The 17,432-nt window shown below is 71.7% G+C and carries 16 protein-coding genes and 1 pseudogene; 11 read left to right on the plus strand and 6 right to left on the minus strand.

The features are described 5' to 3' along the window. The first annotated feature begins 91 nt into the window (after positions 1-91). Both ABIA32_RS17510 and ABIA32_RS17515 read left to right on the plus strand, forming a co-directional pair. On the plus strand, positions 92-472 hold the full coding sequence (locus ABIA32_RS17510; RefSeq protein WP_370096084.1) for a VOC family protein: 381 nt from the start codon (positions 92-94) through the stop codon (positions 470-472). An 80-nt stretch (positions 473-552) separates the two neighbouring features. Then, on the plus strand, positions 553-1,080 hold the full coding sequence (locus ABIA32_RS17515) for a HEAT repeat domain-containing protein (protein ID WP_370096086.1): 528 nt from the start codon (positions 553-555) through the stop codon (positions 1,078-1,080). A 110-nt stretch (positions 1,081-1,190) separates the two neighbouring features. On the opposite strand, the gene ABIA32_RS17520 is transcribed toward ABIA32_RS17515, so the two are convergent. Then, positions 1,191-2,027 (minus strand): alpha/beta fold hydrolase, encoded by an 837-nt coding sequence (locus ABIA32_RS17520; protein WP_370096087.1) that lies wholly within the window; start codon positions 2,025-2,027, stop codon positions 1,191-1,193. 112 nt (positions 2,028-2,139) lie between these two features. Between ABIA32_RS17520 and ABIA32_RS17525 the strand changes: the two genes are divergently transcribed. Further along, positions 2,140-2,802 (plus strand): TetR/AcrR family transcriptional regulator, encoded by a 663-nt coding sequence (locus tag ABIA32_RS17525; protein ID WP_370096089.1) that lies wholly within the window; start codon positions 2,140-2,142, stop codon positions 2,800-2,802. 57 nt (positions 2,803-2,859) lie between these two features. Here ABIA32_RS17525 and ABIA32_RS17530 read toward each other — a convergent pair whose 3' ends face one another. After that, on the minus strand, positions 2,860-3,327 hold the full coding sequence (locus tag ABIA32_RS17530) for a GNAT family N-acetyltransferase (RefSeq protein WP_370096091.1): 468 nt from the start codon (positions 3,325-3,327) through the stop codon (positions 2,860-2,862). A 277-nt stretch (positions 3,328-3,604) separates the two neighbouring features. Between ABIA32_RS17530 and ABIA32_RS17535 the strand changes: the two genes are divergently transcribed. After that, positions 3,605-4,012, plus strand: coding sequence for a hypothetical protein (locus ABIA32_RS17535; RefSeq protein ID WP_370096093.1), 408 nt, complete (start codon positions 3,605-3,607; stop codon positions 4,010-4,012). A 19-nt stretch (positions 4,013-4,031) separates the two neighbouring features. On the opposite strand, the gene ABIA32_RS17540 is transcribed toward ABIA32_RS17535, so the two are convergent. Beyond that, positions 4,032-5,594, minus strand: coding sequence for an MFS transporter (locus tag ABIA32_RS17540; protein ID WP_370096095.1), 1,563 nt, complete (start codon positions 5,592-5,594; stop codon positions 4,032-4,034). A gap of 391 nt (positions 5,595-5,985) precedes the next feature. Then, a complete protein-coding gene (locus ABIA32_RS17545; RefSeq protein WP_370096097.1) occupies positions 5,986-7,368 on the minus strand; it encodes a hypothetical protein in 1,383 nt (460 codons plus the stop codon). Positions 7,369-7,764: 396 nt separating this feature from the next. Between ABIA32_RS17545 and ABIA32_RS17550 the strand changes: the two genes are divergently transcribed. From ABIA32_RS17550 to ABIA32_RS17575, 6 genes and pseudogenes are all read left to right on the plus strand, one after another. Next, positions 7,765-8,016 (plus strand): arginase family protein, encoded by a 252-nt coding sequence (locus ABIA32_RS17550; protein WP_370096099.1) that lies wholly within the window; start codon positions 7,765-7,767, stop codon positions 8,014-8,016. Next, a complete protein-coding gene (locus ABIA32_RS17555) occupies positions 8,000-9,211 on the plus strand; it encodes a hypothetical protein (RefSeq protein ID WP_370096101.1) in 1,212 nt (403 codons plus the stop codon). Before ABIA32_RS17550 ends, ABIA32_RS17555 begins: the two co-directional genes overlap by 17 nt. Next, complete coding sequence (locus tag ABIA32_RS17560) at positions 9,208-10,131, plus strand: hypothetical protein (RefSeq protein ID WP_370096102.1); 924 nt, start codon at positions 9,208-9,210, stop codon at positions 10,129-10,131. Before ABIA32_RS17555 ends, ABIA32_RS17560 begins: the two co-directional genes overlap by 4 nt. A 14-nt stretch (positions 10,132-10,145) precedes the next feature. Continuing rightward, on the plus strand, positions 10,146-11,321 hold the full coding sequence (locus tag ABIA32_RS17565; protein WP_370096104.1) for an MFS transporter: 1,176 nt from the start codon (positions 10,146-10,148) through the stop codon (positions 11,319-11,321). A 127-nt stretch (positions 11,322-11,448) separates the two neighbouring features. After that, positions 11,449-12,018 (plus strand): annotated as a pseudogene (locus ABIA32_RS17570) (carbohydrate binding domain-containing protein); the annotation flags it as partial. A gap of 90 nt (positions 12,019-12,108) precedes the next feature. Continuing rightward, complete coding sequence (locus ABIA32_RS17575) at positions 12,109-13,212, plus strand: chitinase (protein ID WP_370096183.1); 1,104 nt, start codon at positions 12,109-12,111, stop codon at positions 13,210-13,212. Between the two features lie 99 nt (positions 13,213-13,311). Here the strand turns inward: ABIA32_RS17575 and ABIA32_RS17580 are convergent, their stop codons facing one another. Then, complete coding sequence (locus ABIA32_RS17580) at positions 13,312-14,229, minus strand: 5'-3' exonuclease H3TH domain-containing protein (protein ID WP_370096185.1); 918 nt, start codon at positions 14,227-14,229, stop codon at positions 13,312-13,314. A 199-nt stretch (positions 14,230-14,428) separates the two neighbouring features. On the opposite strand from ABIA32_RS17580, the gene ABIA32_RS17585 reads away from it, so the two are divergent. Continuing rightward, the gene (locus ABIA32_RS17585; protein WP_370096106.1) at positions 14,429-15,340 is read left to right on the plus strand and encodes an SDR family NAD(P)-dependent oxidoreductase; all 912 of its coding nucleotides are present in this window, start codon (positions 14,429-14,431) and stop codon (positions 15,338-15,340) included. 16 nt (positions 15,341-15,356) lie between these two features. Here the strand turns inward: ABIA32_RS17585 and ABIA32_RS17590 are convergent, their stop codons facing one another. Then, entirely contained in the window at positions 15,357-17,414 is a 2,058-nt protein-coding gene (locus tag ABIA32_RS17590; RefSeq protein WP_370096107.1) for an alpha/beta fold hydrolase, read from the minus strand. Between the last annotated feature and the right edge of the window lie 18 nt (positions 17,415-17,432).

The following is a 17,432-nucleotide window of genomic DNA, read 5'->3' on the forward strand; positions in this document are numbered from 1 at the left end:
GCGCCGCCCGAGGCCGGTTGTGACACAGCATCAGGAGGCACCGGTGGTGGCAGGATGACCAGGCCACAGTGACTCGTCCTCAGGAGAACCGTTGAGCTCCCTCATGCACAGCATCACCTTCGACGCGAGCGACGCCTACACGCTGGCCGGATTCTGGTCCGAGGTGACGGGCTGGCCGCTCGCCGACGACGACTTCCCCGGCGATCCAGAGGCCAGCCTGGCGCCGCCGGACAGCGGTTGGCCGCGCCTTCTCTTCATCACCGTGCCCGAGGGCAAGACCGTCAAGAACCGGGTCCACCTCGACCTCGCCCCCACCGACCGCACCCGCGACGAGGAGGTCACCCGCCTCCTCGCCCTCGGCGCGACCCTCCACGAGGACCACCGCCGCCCCGACGGCACCGGCTGGGTCACCCTCCTCGACCCGGACGGCAACGAGCTCTGCGTGGAGCGCGGCGCGGCCGAGCGCGCCTGAGAGGGCCCGCGCTCGGTAACAAATGGGTTGTCGGCGCGGCGGGTTGGTACGCAGACTCGTTCGGGCGGAAGGGAGAGCACATGTCCACCACACGAACGCGCGCGGACACCCTGGTGTGTGCGCTGGGCAGCGAGCCGCGGCGCCCGGTCGCCTTCCGCGAACTGCTGCGCTGCGGCGCCGACGTGCTGCCCGCGATCCGGCGGGGACTGGGCCACGCCGACCCCGTGGTCCGCGAGAACTGCTGCAAGCTCCTCGACCATCTGCTCGTCGAGGACGCGCTGGACGACCTCGTCGCCATGCTCGACGATCCCGACGCGCGCGTGCGGGTCGCCGCCGTGCACGCCGTCTCCTGCGACCGGTGCAAGTCCGACGCCTGCCGCCCCGACCGGGTCGCCGTGCTGCCGCGTGGCATCCGGCTGTTGCGCCAGGACCCGGACGCCCAGGTGCGGGCCAGGGCCGCGGAGCTCGTCGGCCTCTGGGTGCACAGCCACGCCGAAGCGGCCGAGGCGCTCGTCGACGCGCGGGACCACGATCCTTCGCCCGCCGTCAGGAAGAAGGCCGGCTGGTATGCGCCCGGCGGGCCGATCCACCGCCGGACCGCGCCCTGAGAGAGCGCCCTGAGAGCGGGCCCAGGCCGGTCGAGAACGGGAGCAAACGCTGGTGCGGGGCAGTCCACGGACCGCCCCGCACCACGTCGCCTCCGCCGCGCGGCGGATGACTACTTCATCGCCGCCCACGCGCCGTCGACGCCGGCGGTGGGGGAGCCAAGGCCGGTGACCGTGTCGTAGCCGGGGCCTGCGGTCGCGGCCACCAGGGACGGCTCGTCCGCGTGGCGTCCGCTCGGCAGCAGCGAGCGCACCCTGCGCCGCCGTATCACCGAACTTCTCGCCCGGCTGGGTGCGGCCAGCCGCTTCCAGGCCGGCGCCCAGGCGATCCGTCGTGGCTGGTCCAGGCCGCGCAGCTTCGGGTCGTGGCAGAACGGGTCCCCCGCGTAGATCGCGAGAGTGCGCTGGTTGGCGGCCATGGCGGCGAGCTGCTCCGCGCTGAGCGCGGCCGGGTCGATGCGCAGGTCGGGGTTGTGGAAGGCCAGTTCGCCGGTCCTGGCCGGGCCGATCTCGGCGGGGTTCGCCAGCTGCACGGGCGGCTCGGGAGCGATGCCGGTGGAGCCGAGCAGGGTCAGGCAGGCGATCCGGCCGCGGTTGTCGCGCAGTGCCATCTCGGCGGCGATCCATCCGCCGACCGAACTGCCGGCCACCATCACGCCGCGCAGGTCGAGTTCGTCGAGCAGGTCGAGGTAGGCGGTGGCGAGGTCGGCGACGGTGTCGGTCCGGCCCGGGCGAGGGGTGCCGTCGAAGCCGGGGTGGGTCGGCACGACCACGTAGGCGTGCTGGGACATTCCGGCGGCGAATCCCGCCATCGAGCGGGGACCGGCCCCGCCGTGCAGCATCAGCACTCCGGTGCCGTCGGTGTTCTCGCCGAACTCCTGGACGGTGAGGGTGAGTCCGTCGCGGAGTTCGATCGTGCGGGTCGTGCCGGCAGGGGCGGGGGCAGTCATGACAAGGACTCCTCTTGCTTGGTGAGAGTTAACTGTCATGAATGTAGAGCGCCCTCACGGCTTTATGCAAGTGCTCTCTCATTACCAGGGCGAACTTGCTATGCTTGTCCTCATGCAGATGAGCGAACCCAAGACGCCCGCCCCCGCCCCCGCCCCCGCGCCCACGGGCAGTGGCAGTGGCGGTGGCGGTGGCGGTCGGGCCAATCAGAAGTTGCGCACGCGGAACGCGATCCTGCAGGCGGCCGCCGAACAGATGCGCACGGGCCGCGAGCTGTCCATGCCCGAGGTCGCCAAGGCCGCCTTGGTCTCCGAGGCGACGGCCTACCGCTACTTCCCCGATCTGGCGAGCCTGCTCCAGGAGGCCATGGTCGGCGAGTGGCCCACCCCGGCCGAGGCCCTCGCGTCCGTCGCGGACTCGACCGACCCGGTCGAACGCATCGCCGCCGCGACCGAACATCTGCTCCGCATGGTCCTCACCTACCAGGGCGCCACCCGCGCCATGATCGCCGCGACGATCACCCAGCCCGCGACCGTCGGCGCGCGCCCCGCCCTCCGCGTCGGCCTGATCGACCACGCGCTCGCCCCCCTGGCGGAGACGCTCGGCGCGACCGCCCCCGAGTCGCTCGCGCAGCTGAAGCGCGACCTGGCCGTGGTCATCAGCGCCGAAGCTCTCTTCACCCTCACCGACCTCTGCGGCCTCGCCCCCGACCAGGCCATCGCGAGCGCGGTGCACACCGCGACGACCCTCACCCGGGCAGCCACCGAGGGGCCCTGACCTGCGGGGGCGCGATCCGGGTGCGACGCGGCGCCGCGCGTCTCCGGATCGCTTGCGCTAAGCCAGCCGCAGCTCGGCGGCCACCTGCCCGTAGAACATCTCGCCGGTCGGGCGGAAGCCGAGACGCAGGTAGAAGTACTCCGGGCCGTGATGGCCCGGCACCCACAGCACACTGACGCGGCGCTCGCCCCGGCTGCGGGCCTCGGCGCAGATCGCGGCGACCGCGAAGCGACCGTAGCCGCGGCGCTGGTGGTCGGCGGCGATGTTCAGTCGCCAGATCCCGCAGCGGAACGCCTCGACCGGGCTGAGCGGATCGAAGCTCCCCATGACGAAGCCGACCAACTGCTCCCGGTCGAAGACGAGGCGCGGCCAGGCATGGGATCCGTGTGCGTACGCCTCGGCGAGAGACCGCGCCACCGGGGCGACGAAGCCACTCTGCTCGGGGCGCACCAGCAGCGCGCAGGCTGCGTCGACGTTCGCAGCCGTTACCTGCTCCAGCCGTAGCCAGGGTGAGACGGGCATCATGGCGGCACGATACGTATCCGTTTGCTCCGGCAACAGATCCAGGAGCTCAGCAATCCATTTCGTGCCCTGGCCAGGTCGAACCGCGCCTGGCCCTCGCGAGGGGCCTGTCGCAGACCGCCGTCTGCGACAGACCCTTCGCCCGAGCGTTGGATCGATCCGTCAGACTCCGACCGGCGGGGTGTTCGGCGTCCCGCTCGTCCGATCGGCCGTCTGCCAACCGGCGCTGGCACCGGGCCACGACTCGTCCAGATCCCCGTTCGGCGTACCGACCGAGAAGATGTGGACCGCTCCGGTGCCGTCCAGGGCCGCCGCTGGGGTCCCGCCTCCAACCGGCGCGCCGCACGGCGGCCTGGCGATGCCCGCGGCGGCGGGACTGGCCATGTCCGGCGCGCGGGAGGAGGACGCAGGGCTCTCCTCGGGGCTCTACAACACCACGGCCCAGCTCGGCTCCGCGGGCGGCGCGGCCGTGCTCACCGCCCTGGCCGCGGGGCGCAGCGGGGCTGCCTCGCGACATGGCAGCACACCCACGGAGGCGCTGCTGGCCGGCTACCACCTCGCTTTCGGCGTCGGCGCGGGGCTTCTGGTCGCGGCGATCGCGGTGGCCGTGGTGGTGCTGCGCCCGGCGCGAGAGCGGGTCCTTGTCAGCGCAACGAAGGCTCGACAGCAGTCGGTTGAGAGCGTCTGAGGGGCCCGCGCTACCTGCCTCAGCCGCCGCTCGCGACGATCTCGGGGCACGGGCTGCCCGTGGGATGTGCGTAGCTGGTGCCGATCTGCAGGGTTCCCGGGGTTTGTACGGTCAGTCGTGTCCAGGGGCCGTCGGCTGTGAGGCATCCCGTCCCTGTGCCGACCACGGACAGCCAGGGCGACCAGGCGATCCGGACGAGCACGGTTCCGGGCGTGGACACCTGGAGCGTGAGTGCGGCCTGTCCCGCGTCGACCACGGTGGCCGGAGCGTCGGCGAGCGGAAGTGCGTCCGCGACCCGGTACACCTTCCAGTGCTTGTCGCTCCACACCGGCTCGAGCCACGGCCGCCCGGAGGCGACGATGCGGCTCTCGGTCGTCGAGGCGTAGTCGAATGACGTATCGGGGAGCACGACGTAGTCCACTGCCCAGTTCCGGAGCCAGGCGTGGTAGTTGGTGTCGTCGAGGGTGCCGTTGTAGAAGAGCGGATTGCGTATGAGGTCCGCCTGTCGGTTCCATCCCCGGGCCAGTTCCACCGTGGCCGCGAGGCTTGATGCCTCGACGTGCGACGCGGTTCCCACGACCTCGACGCGGCCCTGGTCGGCCCCGAGTCTGGTCAGTTCGGCGGCCAAGGGCTTGGCGTACTGCGTCCATCCGGAAGCCGGTGCGGCGACGAAGATGTCCGTCAGCGGTTGGATGGTCTGCCAGGACAGTGCGATCGCGAAGGTGATCCACAGTGCGCGTGCCCGACGCCCTTTGGAGACCCTTGCCGCGGCCAGCAGCAGGGTTGCCGCGAAGAGCAGCGCGAGCCGTTCGACGTTGCTGCCTATGGGGGAGGGAATCAGAACCGTGAGCAGATTGCCGAGCGCGTAGGTCCAGGCTCCGATCCTCACCGCCCGCCAGGACGCCGGTGCGAGCAGCGCGAGCGGCAGGGTGGTGGCCAGTACCAGGGTGAGCTGGAGCAGGATGTAGGGCTGAACGCCGTAGAAGGGGAAGAGCAGAGCTGTGGTTCCCACGACCAGGGGTGGTCCGGCGGCCAGGACGGCGGCAGCCGCACGTCTGCCGGTCAGGAACAGGGCGGGGGCAATGGCCAGGAGGAACAGGCCGTCCACCGGGCTGGCCAGGGTCGCGAGCAGGCCGAGCAGGCCGGCGATCGCAGCCCGCGGTCCGGCTGCCCCGCGGGTCTCGTAGACGGTCAGCACCGCAGCGAGCGCGAAGAACGCGCCGACGGCAAAGGTGATCCGCCCGGAGGCCGTGTTGCACGCCAACCCCGCCGCGCCACACAGCGCGGGCAAGAGCGGGCGAGGGACCCCTGAGCGCATCAGCAGCCGTGCGAGGAGGGCCGCGGCGAGGGTCCCGGCTACGACTCCGGTGGCGCGCACTCCCAGAAGAGCCATCAGGTAGGGGGTGAGCACGCTGTAGGAGGCCAGGTGCATGCCGCCGTACCAGGCGAGATCGTAGACCGACCCCGGATGGGCCGCGGCGAATTGCGCCCAGGCGTACTGAGCGGCCATGTCGCCGCCGTCGGTGGCCAGCCAAAGAGCCCACCCGGCCTGGATCGATCCCGCGAACAGCACGGCCGCCACGACCGGATGGCGCAACCACGTCCGCCACGACCAGCGCGCAGGGCGAACCGGCCTTCGGCCGACCGACTCCAGGCTTCGGCCCTGGCGGGGGTTGGGGATGGTGACCCTGTCGACCGGGGGACTGATGGCCGGGAGGGTCAGGAGGCTGGCGCGGGGCGTGCGGATCATTGGCGTCGGAATCAGTTCTGGGCAGTCGGCTGCTGCCGGAGCAGCCGCGGGGCGGTCGGTCGGCCGGGTGGGCATGCCCGGGTCGGTCAGCGGTGGGGCGCCGACTGCGGAGCACCTCCGGCGGATGGCGGGGCAGATGGCGGGGCGGATGGCGGGGCAGATGGCGGGGCGGATGGCGCCGAGGGACGGTTCAGGGGCATGGAGTCGCCTCCACTGCGCGGCGTCACCAGGACCATCCTCGTCCGCCGGTGTTGTGCATCAGTGCAAGAAAGGTCGTGGCCGCCAGCAGCCATCCGACGAGCGCGTTGCGACGGAGTACGGCGGCGAAAGGCCAGCTGACGGCGCTGTACCAGGGCATGGCCCACGGGGCGGCCAGCACCCATGCCAAGGTCAGGACGAACGGGATTCCCACCACGAGGGGTGTGGCCTGTGGCAGCCGGGGCTGAAGTCGCCGGGCGATCACGATCGTCGCCACCGGCCATGCCACGCTGATAGCAGCTTCCGTCACGGCCCCGCCCACGGTGGAGTTCCCGAGATGTTGGACGGCCTGCCAGAGCGAGGGGACCGAAACCAGATGGGAGGCCGCACGCAAAGGGGCAAGGGCGTGGAGTCCGTAGCCGGCGTAGAGCACCGTCACGGTGGAAACCGCTGCGGCGGACAGGCGGAGCGCCCGGGCCCAGGCGCGCTCCCACAGCAGCGCGAGGATCAGCCCCGCGACGACAAGACCGGCGCTGACCTTGAGACCGCAGGCCAGCCCGAGGAGCACGCCGGCGGTCGCGTCCCGGTGCCACGCGCCCGTACGTATGCTGACGAGCACGGCTCCGGCGGCAAGGACGGCCACAAAGGTGTCCAGATGACCGCCGGCGACCAGTTGCCCGATCAGGACGGGATTGGCCACCCACAGCAGGGCGGCGCGGCTTCGATCCTCGGCCACGCGCACCAGCAGGAGACCGGCGGCCAGGAATGCGGCCGCGTTGGCGAGCATCAGCAGCCATATCGTCAGCCAGGGTCGGTCGCCGCCGACCGCCGCGGCCGCCTCCTGGATCCAGGTCGCCACCGGCCCGTAGACGGAGGGAGTATGCAGCCAGCTGGGGCTGACCAACTGCGCGTAGCTCCCGCCCAGGTCTGCCGGGCTCACGCGATACGGATCGGCGCCCAGAGCGGCGATGCGGCCGTAGGCGGCATAACTCGCGACGTCCGCGGAGCCGGTGGGAGTCATGGAGCTGCAGAGCAGCACAGCAGCGGTACCGGCCGCGAACAAGCGCGGTACGCCGGGTCGCCATCCGCGGCGCGTCGCTGCGAGCATGCCCAGCAGTCCGAGGGCCTGCGCGGTTATCGCGCCGCACATCACCAGGGTGGAGGCGCCCGCTGACATGGGTGGAAGGACGGAGAGCGGCAGTCGTACCGCGACCGTGTGATCGTTCGGCGCGCTTGCTCCCACCAGCACCATCAGCAGCACGCCCAGCACGGACACCGAGACCGCGGTAACAGGAGTGGCCAGTGCGCTCGCGAGACGGTCCGCGCCCGCCCACCGAACCGTCCCGGGCCGTGACGGCACCCCGGGGAGGGCGGCTGTGACCGCGCCCTGCTCCTTGCTGACTGTCACCACTGGTCGCTCACCGTACTGACCTGTGCCGGGGTGCGGGCGAGAGGCGGCGACGCTCCCGCGTATGGGTCATTGTCGTTCTGCTCCGAAAGCTCAATAAGGAGGCGTGGCCTACATCTGCGCCCGGCGGTGGTCCGGTTTGGCGGGCGTGCGCCGCAGCACTGAGGCCTGGCGACGGCCAGTGAGCTGGGGTGGGTGCTCGCCGGAAGCAATCTAAGGGTCGAACATGTGACGGGATCTTGATTCCGGTTATGACGTCTACATGAATGTAGACGGCTCCTGCGCCGACCGCGGCGGCGGGGGCATCGCGTACCCGCTGGAGGGGCCCTCCCAAGGTGACGGCGGCCGGTCCGCCTCGAGTCGGCTGTGAGTGGGATTCCACTCGGTGCGCGGACTATGGAGGACACGGCGCTCTCCGTCGATATCGACGTGCTGGATCCGCACATTATGCGGAGCGTCACCAATCCGCTCCCGGACGGTCTCGGCCCCGGCGAGCTCCAGGCTGTGATCGAGGCGGCGGCCGCGCACGGGCGACGCGTGCGGCAGTTCATGCTCACCGAGTTCGCGCCGGCCGAGTCGGCGGGCGTAGCCGACGCCGCCACGGCCGCTCATCTCCTCATGCGGTCGATCGATGCCTGCCTACGCTGACTCCACCAACCGCGCGAACCCCGCGGCCCCACCGACGCCCCTGCAGGACTGGCTCGGCTACAGCAAGATGCTGCTGCTGGACTCCGGCAGTGCCGCGCTCTCCCTCCTCCTCGATGCGCTCTCTGCGTCCCGTCCGGCGGGCCGCGGCGGTCCGGTGCGGCTGCCGGGCCTCGGCTGCTGGACGCTGACCAGCGCGGTGGAGGGGATCGGTGGACGTCCGGAGTTCTACGACGTGGACCGCAGGGGCGAACCGATCGGGCCGGCCGGCGAGGACCCCTCGGTCCTGATCCAGCCCTGGGGCGGCACTGTCGGAGCGCAGCACTTCGCCTCGGAGCTGCGTTCGGTGTCCGGGCCCAGGGTGCTGGACTGCACTCTCTCGGTCTTCGGGGCCCCGGCCGCGTCGCGGGCGGTGGACGGCTTCGCCGCTGCGGTGATCAGCCTCGGACAGGCCAAGCCGCTCGGCCTTCCGGGCGGCGGCGGGTTGCTGCTGGTCGAGGACGGCGGTCTGTACGACGAGCTGCGCGGCATCCTGCGGCACCACTACGAGAACCTCAGCTGGACCCGCCGTGCGAGGAGGTACACCTCCGCCGACCGGCTGGCGTCGGCTCTGGACCTCCAGGTCTCCTGGCTCAAGGAGCATCATGTTGCCAGGGTCGACGAGGTGGAGCGGGTCCGGGAGCGGGTCGCCTCGGCCACCGCGCTGGAGCCGCTGGCGCCGCCCCGCGCCGCCGACACACCGGGCGTCACGGTGGTGGTGCCGTTCCTCCTGCCCGCCGACTACCCGGTCTCGGCGCGCGACCTCCACCGGGTGGCGATGGCGGAGCGGATCCCCCTGCTCACGCATCCGGTCACCCCGCCGTACCTGGAACCGGCGGGCGCGGACCTGAGCGGTGACTGCCCGGTGGCCGAGGACATCGCTCGGCGGCTGGTCTTCCTGCCGGCCACCGTCGCCGAACTGGGCTCCCTGGACGCGCTGTCCCGGCTGCTGGACTCGGTGGCCGCGCAGGCTTCCGTCTTCCGCTACCCGTATGCCATGGCGGGCACGGCGCGGCAGGAGTCGCCCGCCGTGCTGCGCGGACCGGGGATCCTCGGACGGCGGCTGGACGGCGACTTCGTCTTCTCGCACCAGGTGACCAGTCGTCGGTTCCGGGTGTCGGCTGCGGTGGCGACGGACCTCATGGAACGGCTGGGGTGACCAGGATGACTGGGGCGACCAGGATCCACCATCTGGGTTCCGATCCGGCGGAGGTGGCAAGCGCGGTACTGCTGAGCAGACGTCGGAGCGTGCTCGTGTCGGCCGAGCCGAAGTCCCGGGCCGCGCTGGTGCTGCGACGCACCGGCTTCCGGCCGCTGGCCTCCGAGTGGCACTGCGTACGGGACCTGCTCGCCGACCCGCGATCGGGCGACCGGAAGAGCCGGCTCGCGCTGTCTGCCTCGCTCGCGGCCTGGCGGGCGAACCGGCTGAGCCTTGCGCTCACCAGCGTCAGCGAGGTCGGGCTGGACCGGCTGGAGGAGGAGTTCTACTTCCCGATCCTGGTCCGGGAGCTGTACTCGCGCGGCCGTGCTCCGCACGGCGCGCAGAACCTGGCCCAGTTCCGCCGGCTCGCCCCGCCGCATGCCGTGGTCGCGCTGGTGCGGCAGGGGAACCGTACCTGCGGTGCCGCGTTGCTCCGGTCCGACGACCTGTCACGCCTGGACCTCCTGGTCGCGGGTCGGCGGCCGAGCCTGGAGCGGACGCTCGTCGGCGACGTGTACAGCCTGGAGCGCGGCCTCGCCGACTGTCGGCGGGCCTTCCTCCACGCCCTCGCGGTCGCCGCGGCCCAGGGCGGCTGGTCCGCCCTCTCCTACGGAGCCGACACGGCGTGGGTCGACCGAGGGTACGTCCCGGTGGTGCTGGAGAAGCTCCGCTGGACTGATGCGGTCCTCGCCTCCGCCGACGGGAGACGCCCCTACTTCCGCAGCGGCGCGTCGCCTGCTGTCGACCGCACCGGGCTCGTCCTGGCCACGACGGGCGGCACCGCGCGATTCGAACAAGGCGCTGTCGGCGCGGACCAGTTCGATTCGCTGACGGCAAGACTCGCCCGCATCGACCGCGCCGCCGGGCGCCTTTCCTGAAGGACGTCGAGCCTGTGCTCTCCGTACCCCCTGAGCCTGCGTTCCGGACGCTGCTGACCAGCAGGATCTGCTCGGCGCTGGCCGGCCCGGCCGTGCCCGTGCTGCTCGTGATGACGGTGCTGTCGACGTCGCACGGGCCGCATGCGCTGAGCGCCGTCCTGGCGGCCGAGGCCGCCCCGGCGGTGCTGTTCCTCTTCGTCGGTGGGGTCGTCAGCGACCGCTTCTCGCGCCGACGGCTGGTCATCGCGGCCGATGTGGTCAGCGCGGGCACCTGCGCGCTCGTGGCGGCACTGCTCTGGATGCACGGTGCCTCGGAGGCGGCGCTCTGCCTCGTCGCCGCCGTCAACGGCGCCAACCAGGCCCTGCTGTTTCCGGCGTACCGGTCGCTGTTCCCGAGGACGGTCGAGCAGGCCAACCTCCAGGCAGCCAACAGCATCCGCAGCCTGGTCGGCTCCCTGAGCAGCATCGTCGGCCCCGCCCTCGTGGGCGCCCTGGCGCCGGTGACGGGACAGGCCGGGGCCTGGAGCGCATGCGCGCTGGGCTACGCCGCGTCGGCGGTGCTGATGCTCCGCGTGGCAGCCGACGCCCACGGGAGCACCGATGACTCGGTGCTCGCCCAGATGCGTTCCAGTTGGCAGTACTTCCGCAGCCAGCGCTGGCTGGTCGCGGTCGACGCGTACGCGGCGGTCTGGCACCTGCTGGTGTGGGCGCCGTTCCTGGTCGCCGGCGCCCTCGTGGTCGACCAGCGGTACGGAGGAGCGCACTCCTGGGGCTACGTACAGGCGGCGATCGGCGGGGGGACGCTGCTCGGTGCGGTGCTGGCCAACCGGCTCAGGCTGCGGCGCGTGCTGGTCGTCGCGGTGGCCGGAGTGGGGGCCTTCGGGGGTCCCCGACGCCATCCTCGGTCAGATCTTCAGCTACGACTACCTGGTCTCGGTGGCGCTGCTGCCCCTCGGTCTGATGCTGGTGCCGCTCATGTCCTCGGCCGTCGGCAACCTGGCTCTGCTGACCGCCGCCGGGGTGGTGTCCTTCCTCGGCATGCTCGGCCTCTGGCTGCTCCCCTCCGTACGCGGCGTGTTGGACGAGGCCCCGGCCGTCGGCGCGGCAGCAGTGCCGGAGGAGGTCCCGGTCTGAGCCGGGAGGCCCGCCGGCCACGGCAGGGCGCAACTGCATTGGTCCAGACCTATTGACGGGCCTCGCCGCCCCTTCTACGATCCGGTTCGGCATACCCCACATGTCCCCACCTCACCCAGAGCCGGGCGTCGCGCCCCCACGCGTTGGTCATGTCCATGGCGCTCGGCGGGAAGGGAGCACTGCATGTTCCGTCGGAGGTCGCGTACGACACGCCTGCCGGGTGATGTCCGCCCCTGTCCGGTTTCAGCCCGCCTCGAAGGCGACCAGGCCGGGAGCGAGCCGCTCCGAGCCCCCCGCCCGCAGAGGGCGATCGTGGGACGCGCACCGCAGGTGAACCCGACCAGCCGCGCCGAACACGGACCAACTGCCCTGAGGCGCTCACTCGCGGGGGTGAGCGCCGCCGCCGTCATCGGCGCAGGCATCCTCGTAGCCGGCTCCGTCACCGCCGGTGCGGTAACCACCAACCTGGTGGCCAACCCCGGGTTCGAGAACGGACTCACCGACTGGACCTGCTCCAGCGGCTCCGGCACGGTCGTCAGCAGCCCCGTCCACTCCGGCGCCTCCGCGCTGAAGGCCACGCCGGTCGGCCAGGACGACGCCCAGTGCACGCAGACCATCAGCGTGCAGCCCAATTCCCAGTACACGCTGAGCGCCTACGTCCAGGGCAGCTACGTCTACCTGGGCGCCACCGGCACCGGCGGCACCAGTGATCCGTCCACCTGGACGCCGAGCAGTCCGTCGTACAGCCAGCTCAGCGTCGGCTTCACCACCGGGTCGAACACCACATCGGTGACTGTCTACCTGCACGGCTGGTACGGGCAGCCCACGTACTACGCGGACGACGTGTCGCTCACCGGCCCCGGCGGCAGCAGCCCCACGCCGACCGCCACACCGCCCACCACCTCGCCTCCCACGACCGCGCCGCCGACCACTGCCCCGCCCACGACCACGCCTCCCACGACCGCCCCGCCCACCACCACGCCGCCGGGCGACACCTGCGCCACAAAGCCCAGGCCGTCGGGCAAGGTCCTGCAGGGCTACTGGGAGAACTGGGACGGTGCCGCGAACGGCGTTCACCCCGGCATGGGCTGGATCCCCATCACCGACAGCCGGATCGCCGTGCACGGTTACAACGTCATCAACGCCGCCTTCCCGGTGATCCTCTCGGACGGCACCGTCGAGTGGCAGGACGGCATGGACACCAACGTCAAGGTCGCGACCCCGGCCGAGATGTGCCAGGCCAAGGCGGCCGGGGCGACGATCCTGATGTCGATCGGCGGGGCCGCCGCAGGCATCGACCTGAGCTCCAGTACCGTCGCCGACCGGTTCGTGGCGACCGTCGTCCCGATCCTCAAGAAGTACAACTTCGACGGAATCGACATCGACATCGAGACGGGCCTGACCGGAAGCGGCAACGTCAACACGCTGTCCAACTCCCAGGCCAACCTGGAGCGCATCATCGATGGCGTGCTGGCCCAGATGCCCGCGGGCTTCGGCCTGACGATGGCCCCCGAAACCGCGTACGTCACCGGCGGAAGCGTCACCTACGGGTCGATCTGGGGTTCCTACCTGCCGATCGTCAAGAAGTACGTCGACAACGGGCGACTGTGGTGGCTGAACATGCAGTACTACAACGGCAGCATGTACGGCTGCTCCGGCGACTCCTACCAGGCCGGTACCGTCCAGGGCTTCACCGCGCAGACCACGTGCCTGAACAACGGCCTGGTCATCCAGGGCACCACGATCAAGGTGCCGTACGACAAGCAGGTGCCCGGCCTTCCGGCCCAGTCCGGCGCGGGCGGTGGCTATATGACGCCGAGCCTGGTCGGTCAGTCGTGGAACGCCTTCGGCGGTGCCCTGAAGGGAATCATGACGTGGTCGATCAACTGGGACGGCTCACAGGGCTGGAGCTTCGGCGACAACGTCAAGTCGCTCCAGGGACGTTGATGTCCCGCTGAGCTCGCGCGCCGGGGTGGCGGGGTCTCGGGAAGCGTGGGATGCTCCCGCGGCCCCGCCTTGGTCGTCCCTGGTCCGCGTTGGCTCGGCCTACGTTCCCGCCTGGGCGAGGGCGTCGAGGACGCGCTGGAGGGAGGTGCCGAGGCCCCAGCGGGCGGAGAGTTCCTCCAGGGCCATCGGGTCGAGGGGCTCGCTGGGGAGGGTGGGGTCGAAGTCGGGGAGGGGGACGTCGGCGGCGACCTGGACGACCTTGGGAGCCACCGCCAGGTACGGGGTGGCGTCGATGAGGCGCTTGCGCTGGGTGGGGGTGAGCTTGGAGGCCGGGTCGAGGGCGGCGGCCTGGATGCCGGGGAGATCGCCGAACTGGGCGATGAGCTTGGCGGCTGTCTTCTCGCCGATGCCGGGGACGCCCGGGAGGCCGTCGCTCGGGTCGCCGCGGAGGGCTGCCATGTCGGCGTACTGGGCGCCGGTGACGCCGTACTTCTCCATCAGCAGCGCGTTGTCCGTCATCTGGAGGGTGCCGACGCCCTTGAGGGGATAGAGGATGCGGACCCCGCGCGCGTCGTCGACCAGCTGGAACAGGTCGCGGTCGCCCGTCACCACGTCGACCGGACCCTGGTGCCGCGTGGCCAGTGTGCCGATCACGTCGTCGGCCTCGTAGTCCGCGACGCCGACGCGGGCCAGGCCGAGGGCGTCGAGGACCGCCGCGATGACCGGGATCTGCGGGGCGAGCGTGTCCGGGGTCTCCTCCTCGCCGGCTTCGGCGGCGGCAGGGTCCTCGGCGACGCGGTGGGTCTTGTACGTGGGGATCAGATCGACCCGCCACTGCGGGCGCCAGTCCGCGTCCATGCAGGCGACGAGCTGGTCCGGGGCGTGGTCCGTGACCAGCCGGGCGATGAAGTCGAGCAGGCCGCGGACCGCGTTGACCGGCTCGCCCTGGGGGGAGCGCAGGGAGTCCGGCACGCCGAAGTAGGCGCGGTAGTAGAGGCTCGCGGAATCCAGCAGCATCAGCTTGGGGGCGCTGGGGGCACTGGTGGCGGTTCGGCTCATGGGCTCATCTTGCCGCACGGCAGTGACAGCGCGCGCTTGACAGCGCGGCGGCGGGGGGCGCAGGATCGGAGCGTTCTCAGTGTTTACAGTGTTTACTTCAGGGCTCGCTGCAAGAGTTCACGCCAGAGTCCCCATTTCGGAATCCGGAGGGCCACCGATGGCCTGGAGCGCAGCCGACGTACCCGATCAGAGCGGCCGCGTGGCCGTCGTCACCGGCGCGAACAGCGGCCTGGGGTTGGAGACCGCGAAGGTGCTCGCCGCGCGCGGGGCCACGGTCGTGCTCGCCTGCCGGGATCCCAAGCGCGCGGGCGCCGCCGCCGAGGAGATCAGCGCTCAGGGCGGCAAGACGGAGCTGCTCGCGCTGGACCTGGCCTCGCTGGAGTCCGTCCGGGCCGCCGCGGTGGAGCTGCGCGAGCGGCACCAGCGGATCGACCTGCTGATCAACAACGCCGGCGTGATGTACACCCCGTACAGCAAGACCGCCGACGGCTTCGAGCTCCAGCTGGGCACCAATCACCTGGGTCACTTCGCGTTCACCGGTCTCGTCCTGGACCGGCTGACGGACGTGCCGGGCTCGCGGATCGTGGTGCTCGCCAGCCTGGCCCACCAGCTGGCCAGGCGCGGCGTCAACTTCGACGACCTGCAGTCCGAGCGCAGCTACAGTCGGCTGACCGCGTACGGGCGGTCCAAGCTGGCCAATCTGCTCTTCACGTACGAGCTGCAGCGCCGCCTGGACGCGGCCGGTGCCCGCACGATCGCCCTGGCCGCGCACCCCGGCTACTCCAGCACCGAACTGACCCGCCATCTGCCGAGCCTGCTGCAGCCGCTGAACCGGCTGCTGGTCGAGCCGTTCTTCGCCCAGCCCGCCGTCCAGGGCGCGCTGCCGACGCTGCGCGCGGCCAGTGACCCGCAGGCGCAGGGCGGGCAGTACTACGGACCGGACGGCTTCCAGGAGCTGCGCGGTGCGCCGCAGCTGACCAGGTCGAACCGCGCCTCCCACGACACCGACGTACAGCGTCGGCTGTGGTCGGTGTCGGAGGAGTTGACGGGCGTCAGCTACGCGCTCTGAGGCTTCTCCCAGCGGGTCACACCAGTTCGGGGCGCTGCCACTCCTCGCCCAGCACGTGGTGGGCGAGGAAGGCGAGCACTGTGCTGTACCAGACCTTGGCGTTGTTGGGCCGCAGCACCCAGTGGCCCTCGTCGGGGAAGTAGAGGAACTTCGCCGGGACCTCGAAGCGCACCAGGTCGTTCCAGAGCGCGAGCGCCTCGCCGATCGGCACCCGGTAGTCCTTGTCGCCGTGGACGACCAGCATCGGCGTGCGGATGTTCGCCGCGTGCCGGTGCGGGGAGGAGTCCAGGTACCGCTCCGGGCGGGTCAGCGGGTCGCCGAAGTGGCGGCGCCAGAAGAACGGGGCGTCGGTGGTGCCGCCGAAGGAGTCGAGGTTCCACAGGCTGGCGTGCGTGACGATGGCCTTGAACCGGTCGGTGTGCGTGGCGATCCAGTTGGCCATGTAGCCGCCGAAGGAACCGCCCATCATGGCGGTGCGGTTCGGGTCGACGTCCTCGCGCTCGAGCGCCGCGTCGGTGAGGGCCATGACGTCGTGGAACGGCGTGCCGCCCCAGTCGCCCCAGCCGCGCTCGTGCATCTGCTGGCCGTAGCCGGTGGAGAGGGCCGGGTCCGGCATCAGCACGGCGTACCCGGCGGCGGCGGCGATCCACGGGTTCCAGCGCCAGGTCCAGGCATTCCAGCTGCCGTGCGGTCCGCCGTGCACCCAGAGCAGGAACGGCGCGGGCCGCTCGGCGGAGGCGCCCTCCGGCAGCACCAGCCAGGAGCGCAGCGCCGTGCCGTCCTCGGCGGTGGTGTGCACCTCCGTCAGCCGGCCCGGCAGTTCGCTGACGCCGCCGGGGGAGGGCAGGGCGACCGGCGCGGACTGGTCGGCCTGGCGGGCGTCGAGGCGCACCGGGGCGGGCGGGGCGTCGATGCCGTTGCGCAGCGCGTAGAGGGTCTCGCCATCGGGGGCGACGACCATGTCCGTGTAGGCGCCCGAGGCGGTGAGCCGGGTGACTGTGCCGTCGGCGGTGTCGAGCCGGAAGACGGGGGAGTGGCCCTGTTCGTCGGCGACGAAGAAGACGACGGGGGCGCCTGCGGTCGGCGAAACCACGGCGCTGGCGGGCCAGTTGTCGAAGTCGGGCAGCAGATCGCGACCGCCGTCCTGCTCGTCGGTGGCCCGGATCAGCCAGAGCGTCGCGGCGCTGCTGCGCTCGAACTCGCCGATGCTGTTGCGCTCGACGATCAGCGAGCGCGAGTCGGCGGTGAACACGGGCGCGCCGAACTCGGCGTCGATGGCCTCGATCCGGCGCAGTTGCTTGCCTGTCGCGGCGTCGGCGACCACGACGGAGCCGCGGAACTCGCCGCTCTCAGCGCCGACGAGCACCGAGTAGGCGATCAGCGTGCCGTCAGGGGAGACGGCGAGCGCGGGCTCCCTCGGGTCGTTGACGCCGCAGTCGACGGCCTGGGCCGCGGCGGCGTGGAGCTCCTCGGCGCCACCGGCCACCGCGTAGACGTGCGGGGTGTCCGGCCCCAGATCCTGGTCCCAGTAGCGGACCAGCGAGTTGCCCTCGTGCAGCAGCGCGGAGACCTTGGCCTCCTCGCGCGCGGTGCGCAGCTTCGCGTCCGCCTCGGTGTCCTCGGCTCCGGGAAGCAGGCCGGAGGTGAAGGCGAGCCGGTCGGAGTCGCGCGCGGTGACGTAGCCGGCGATCCCGCCCGGCCGGGTCAGCACCCGCTCGGCCTCGCCGCCGTCGGCGGGCAGTGCCCACAGTGCGGCGTCCTTCGCCTCGGGCTCGCCCTTCGCCGGGTCGGCCTCGGGCCGGGCGGAGACGAAGAGCAGCGTGCCGTCGGCGCGGAACCGCGGCGCGGACTCGCCCTTGCCGGACCGGGTCAGCCGCCGCGCCTGACGGACGCCCTGCGGGTCGAGCTCCCAGAGCGCGGAGATGAAGCGGGTGCGGTCCGTGGCGAGCTCGGCGACGGTGGTTACCAGGCGCGATCCGTCCGGCGAGAGGGCGAGGCCGGAAACGCGGGGGACAGCGAGGAAGTCATCCAGGTTGTGGAAAGGGGTCGGCCGCTGAGTGTCGTTGGTTGGCATGCGGTCAGTCTTGCCAAA

The sequence above is a fragment of the Streptacidiphilus sp. MAP12-20 genome (assembly GCF_041262525.1).
Lineage (GTDB): Bacteria > Actinomycetota > Actinomycetes > Streptomycetales > Streptomycetaceae > Streptacidiphilus.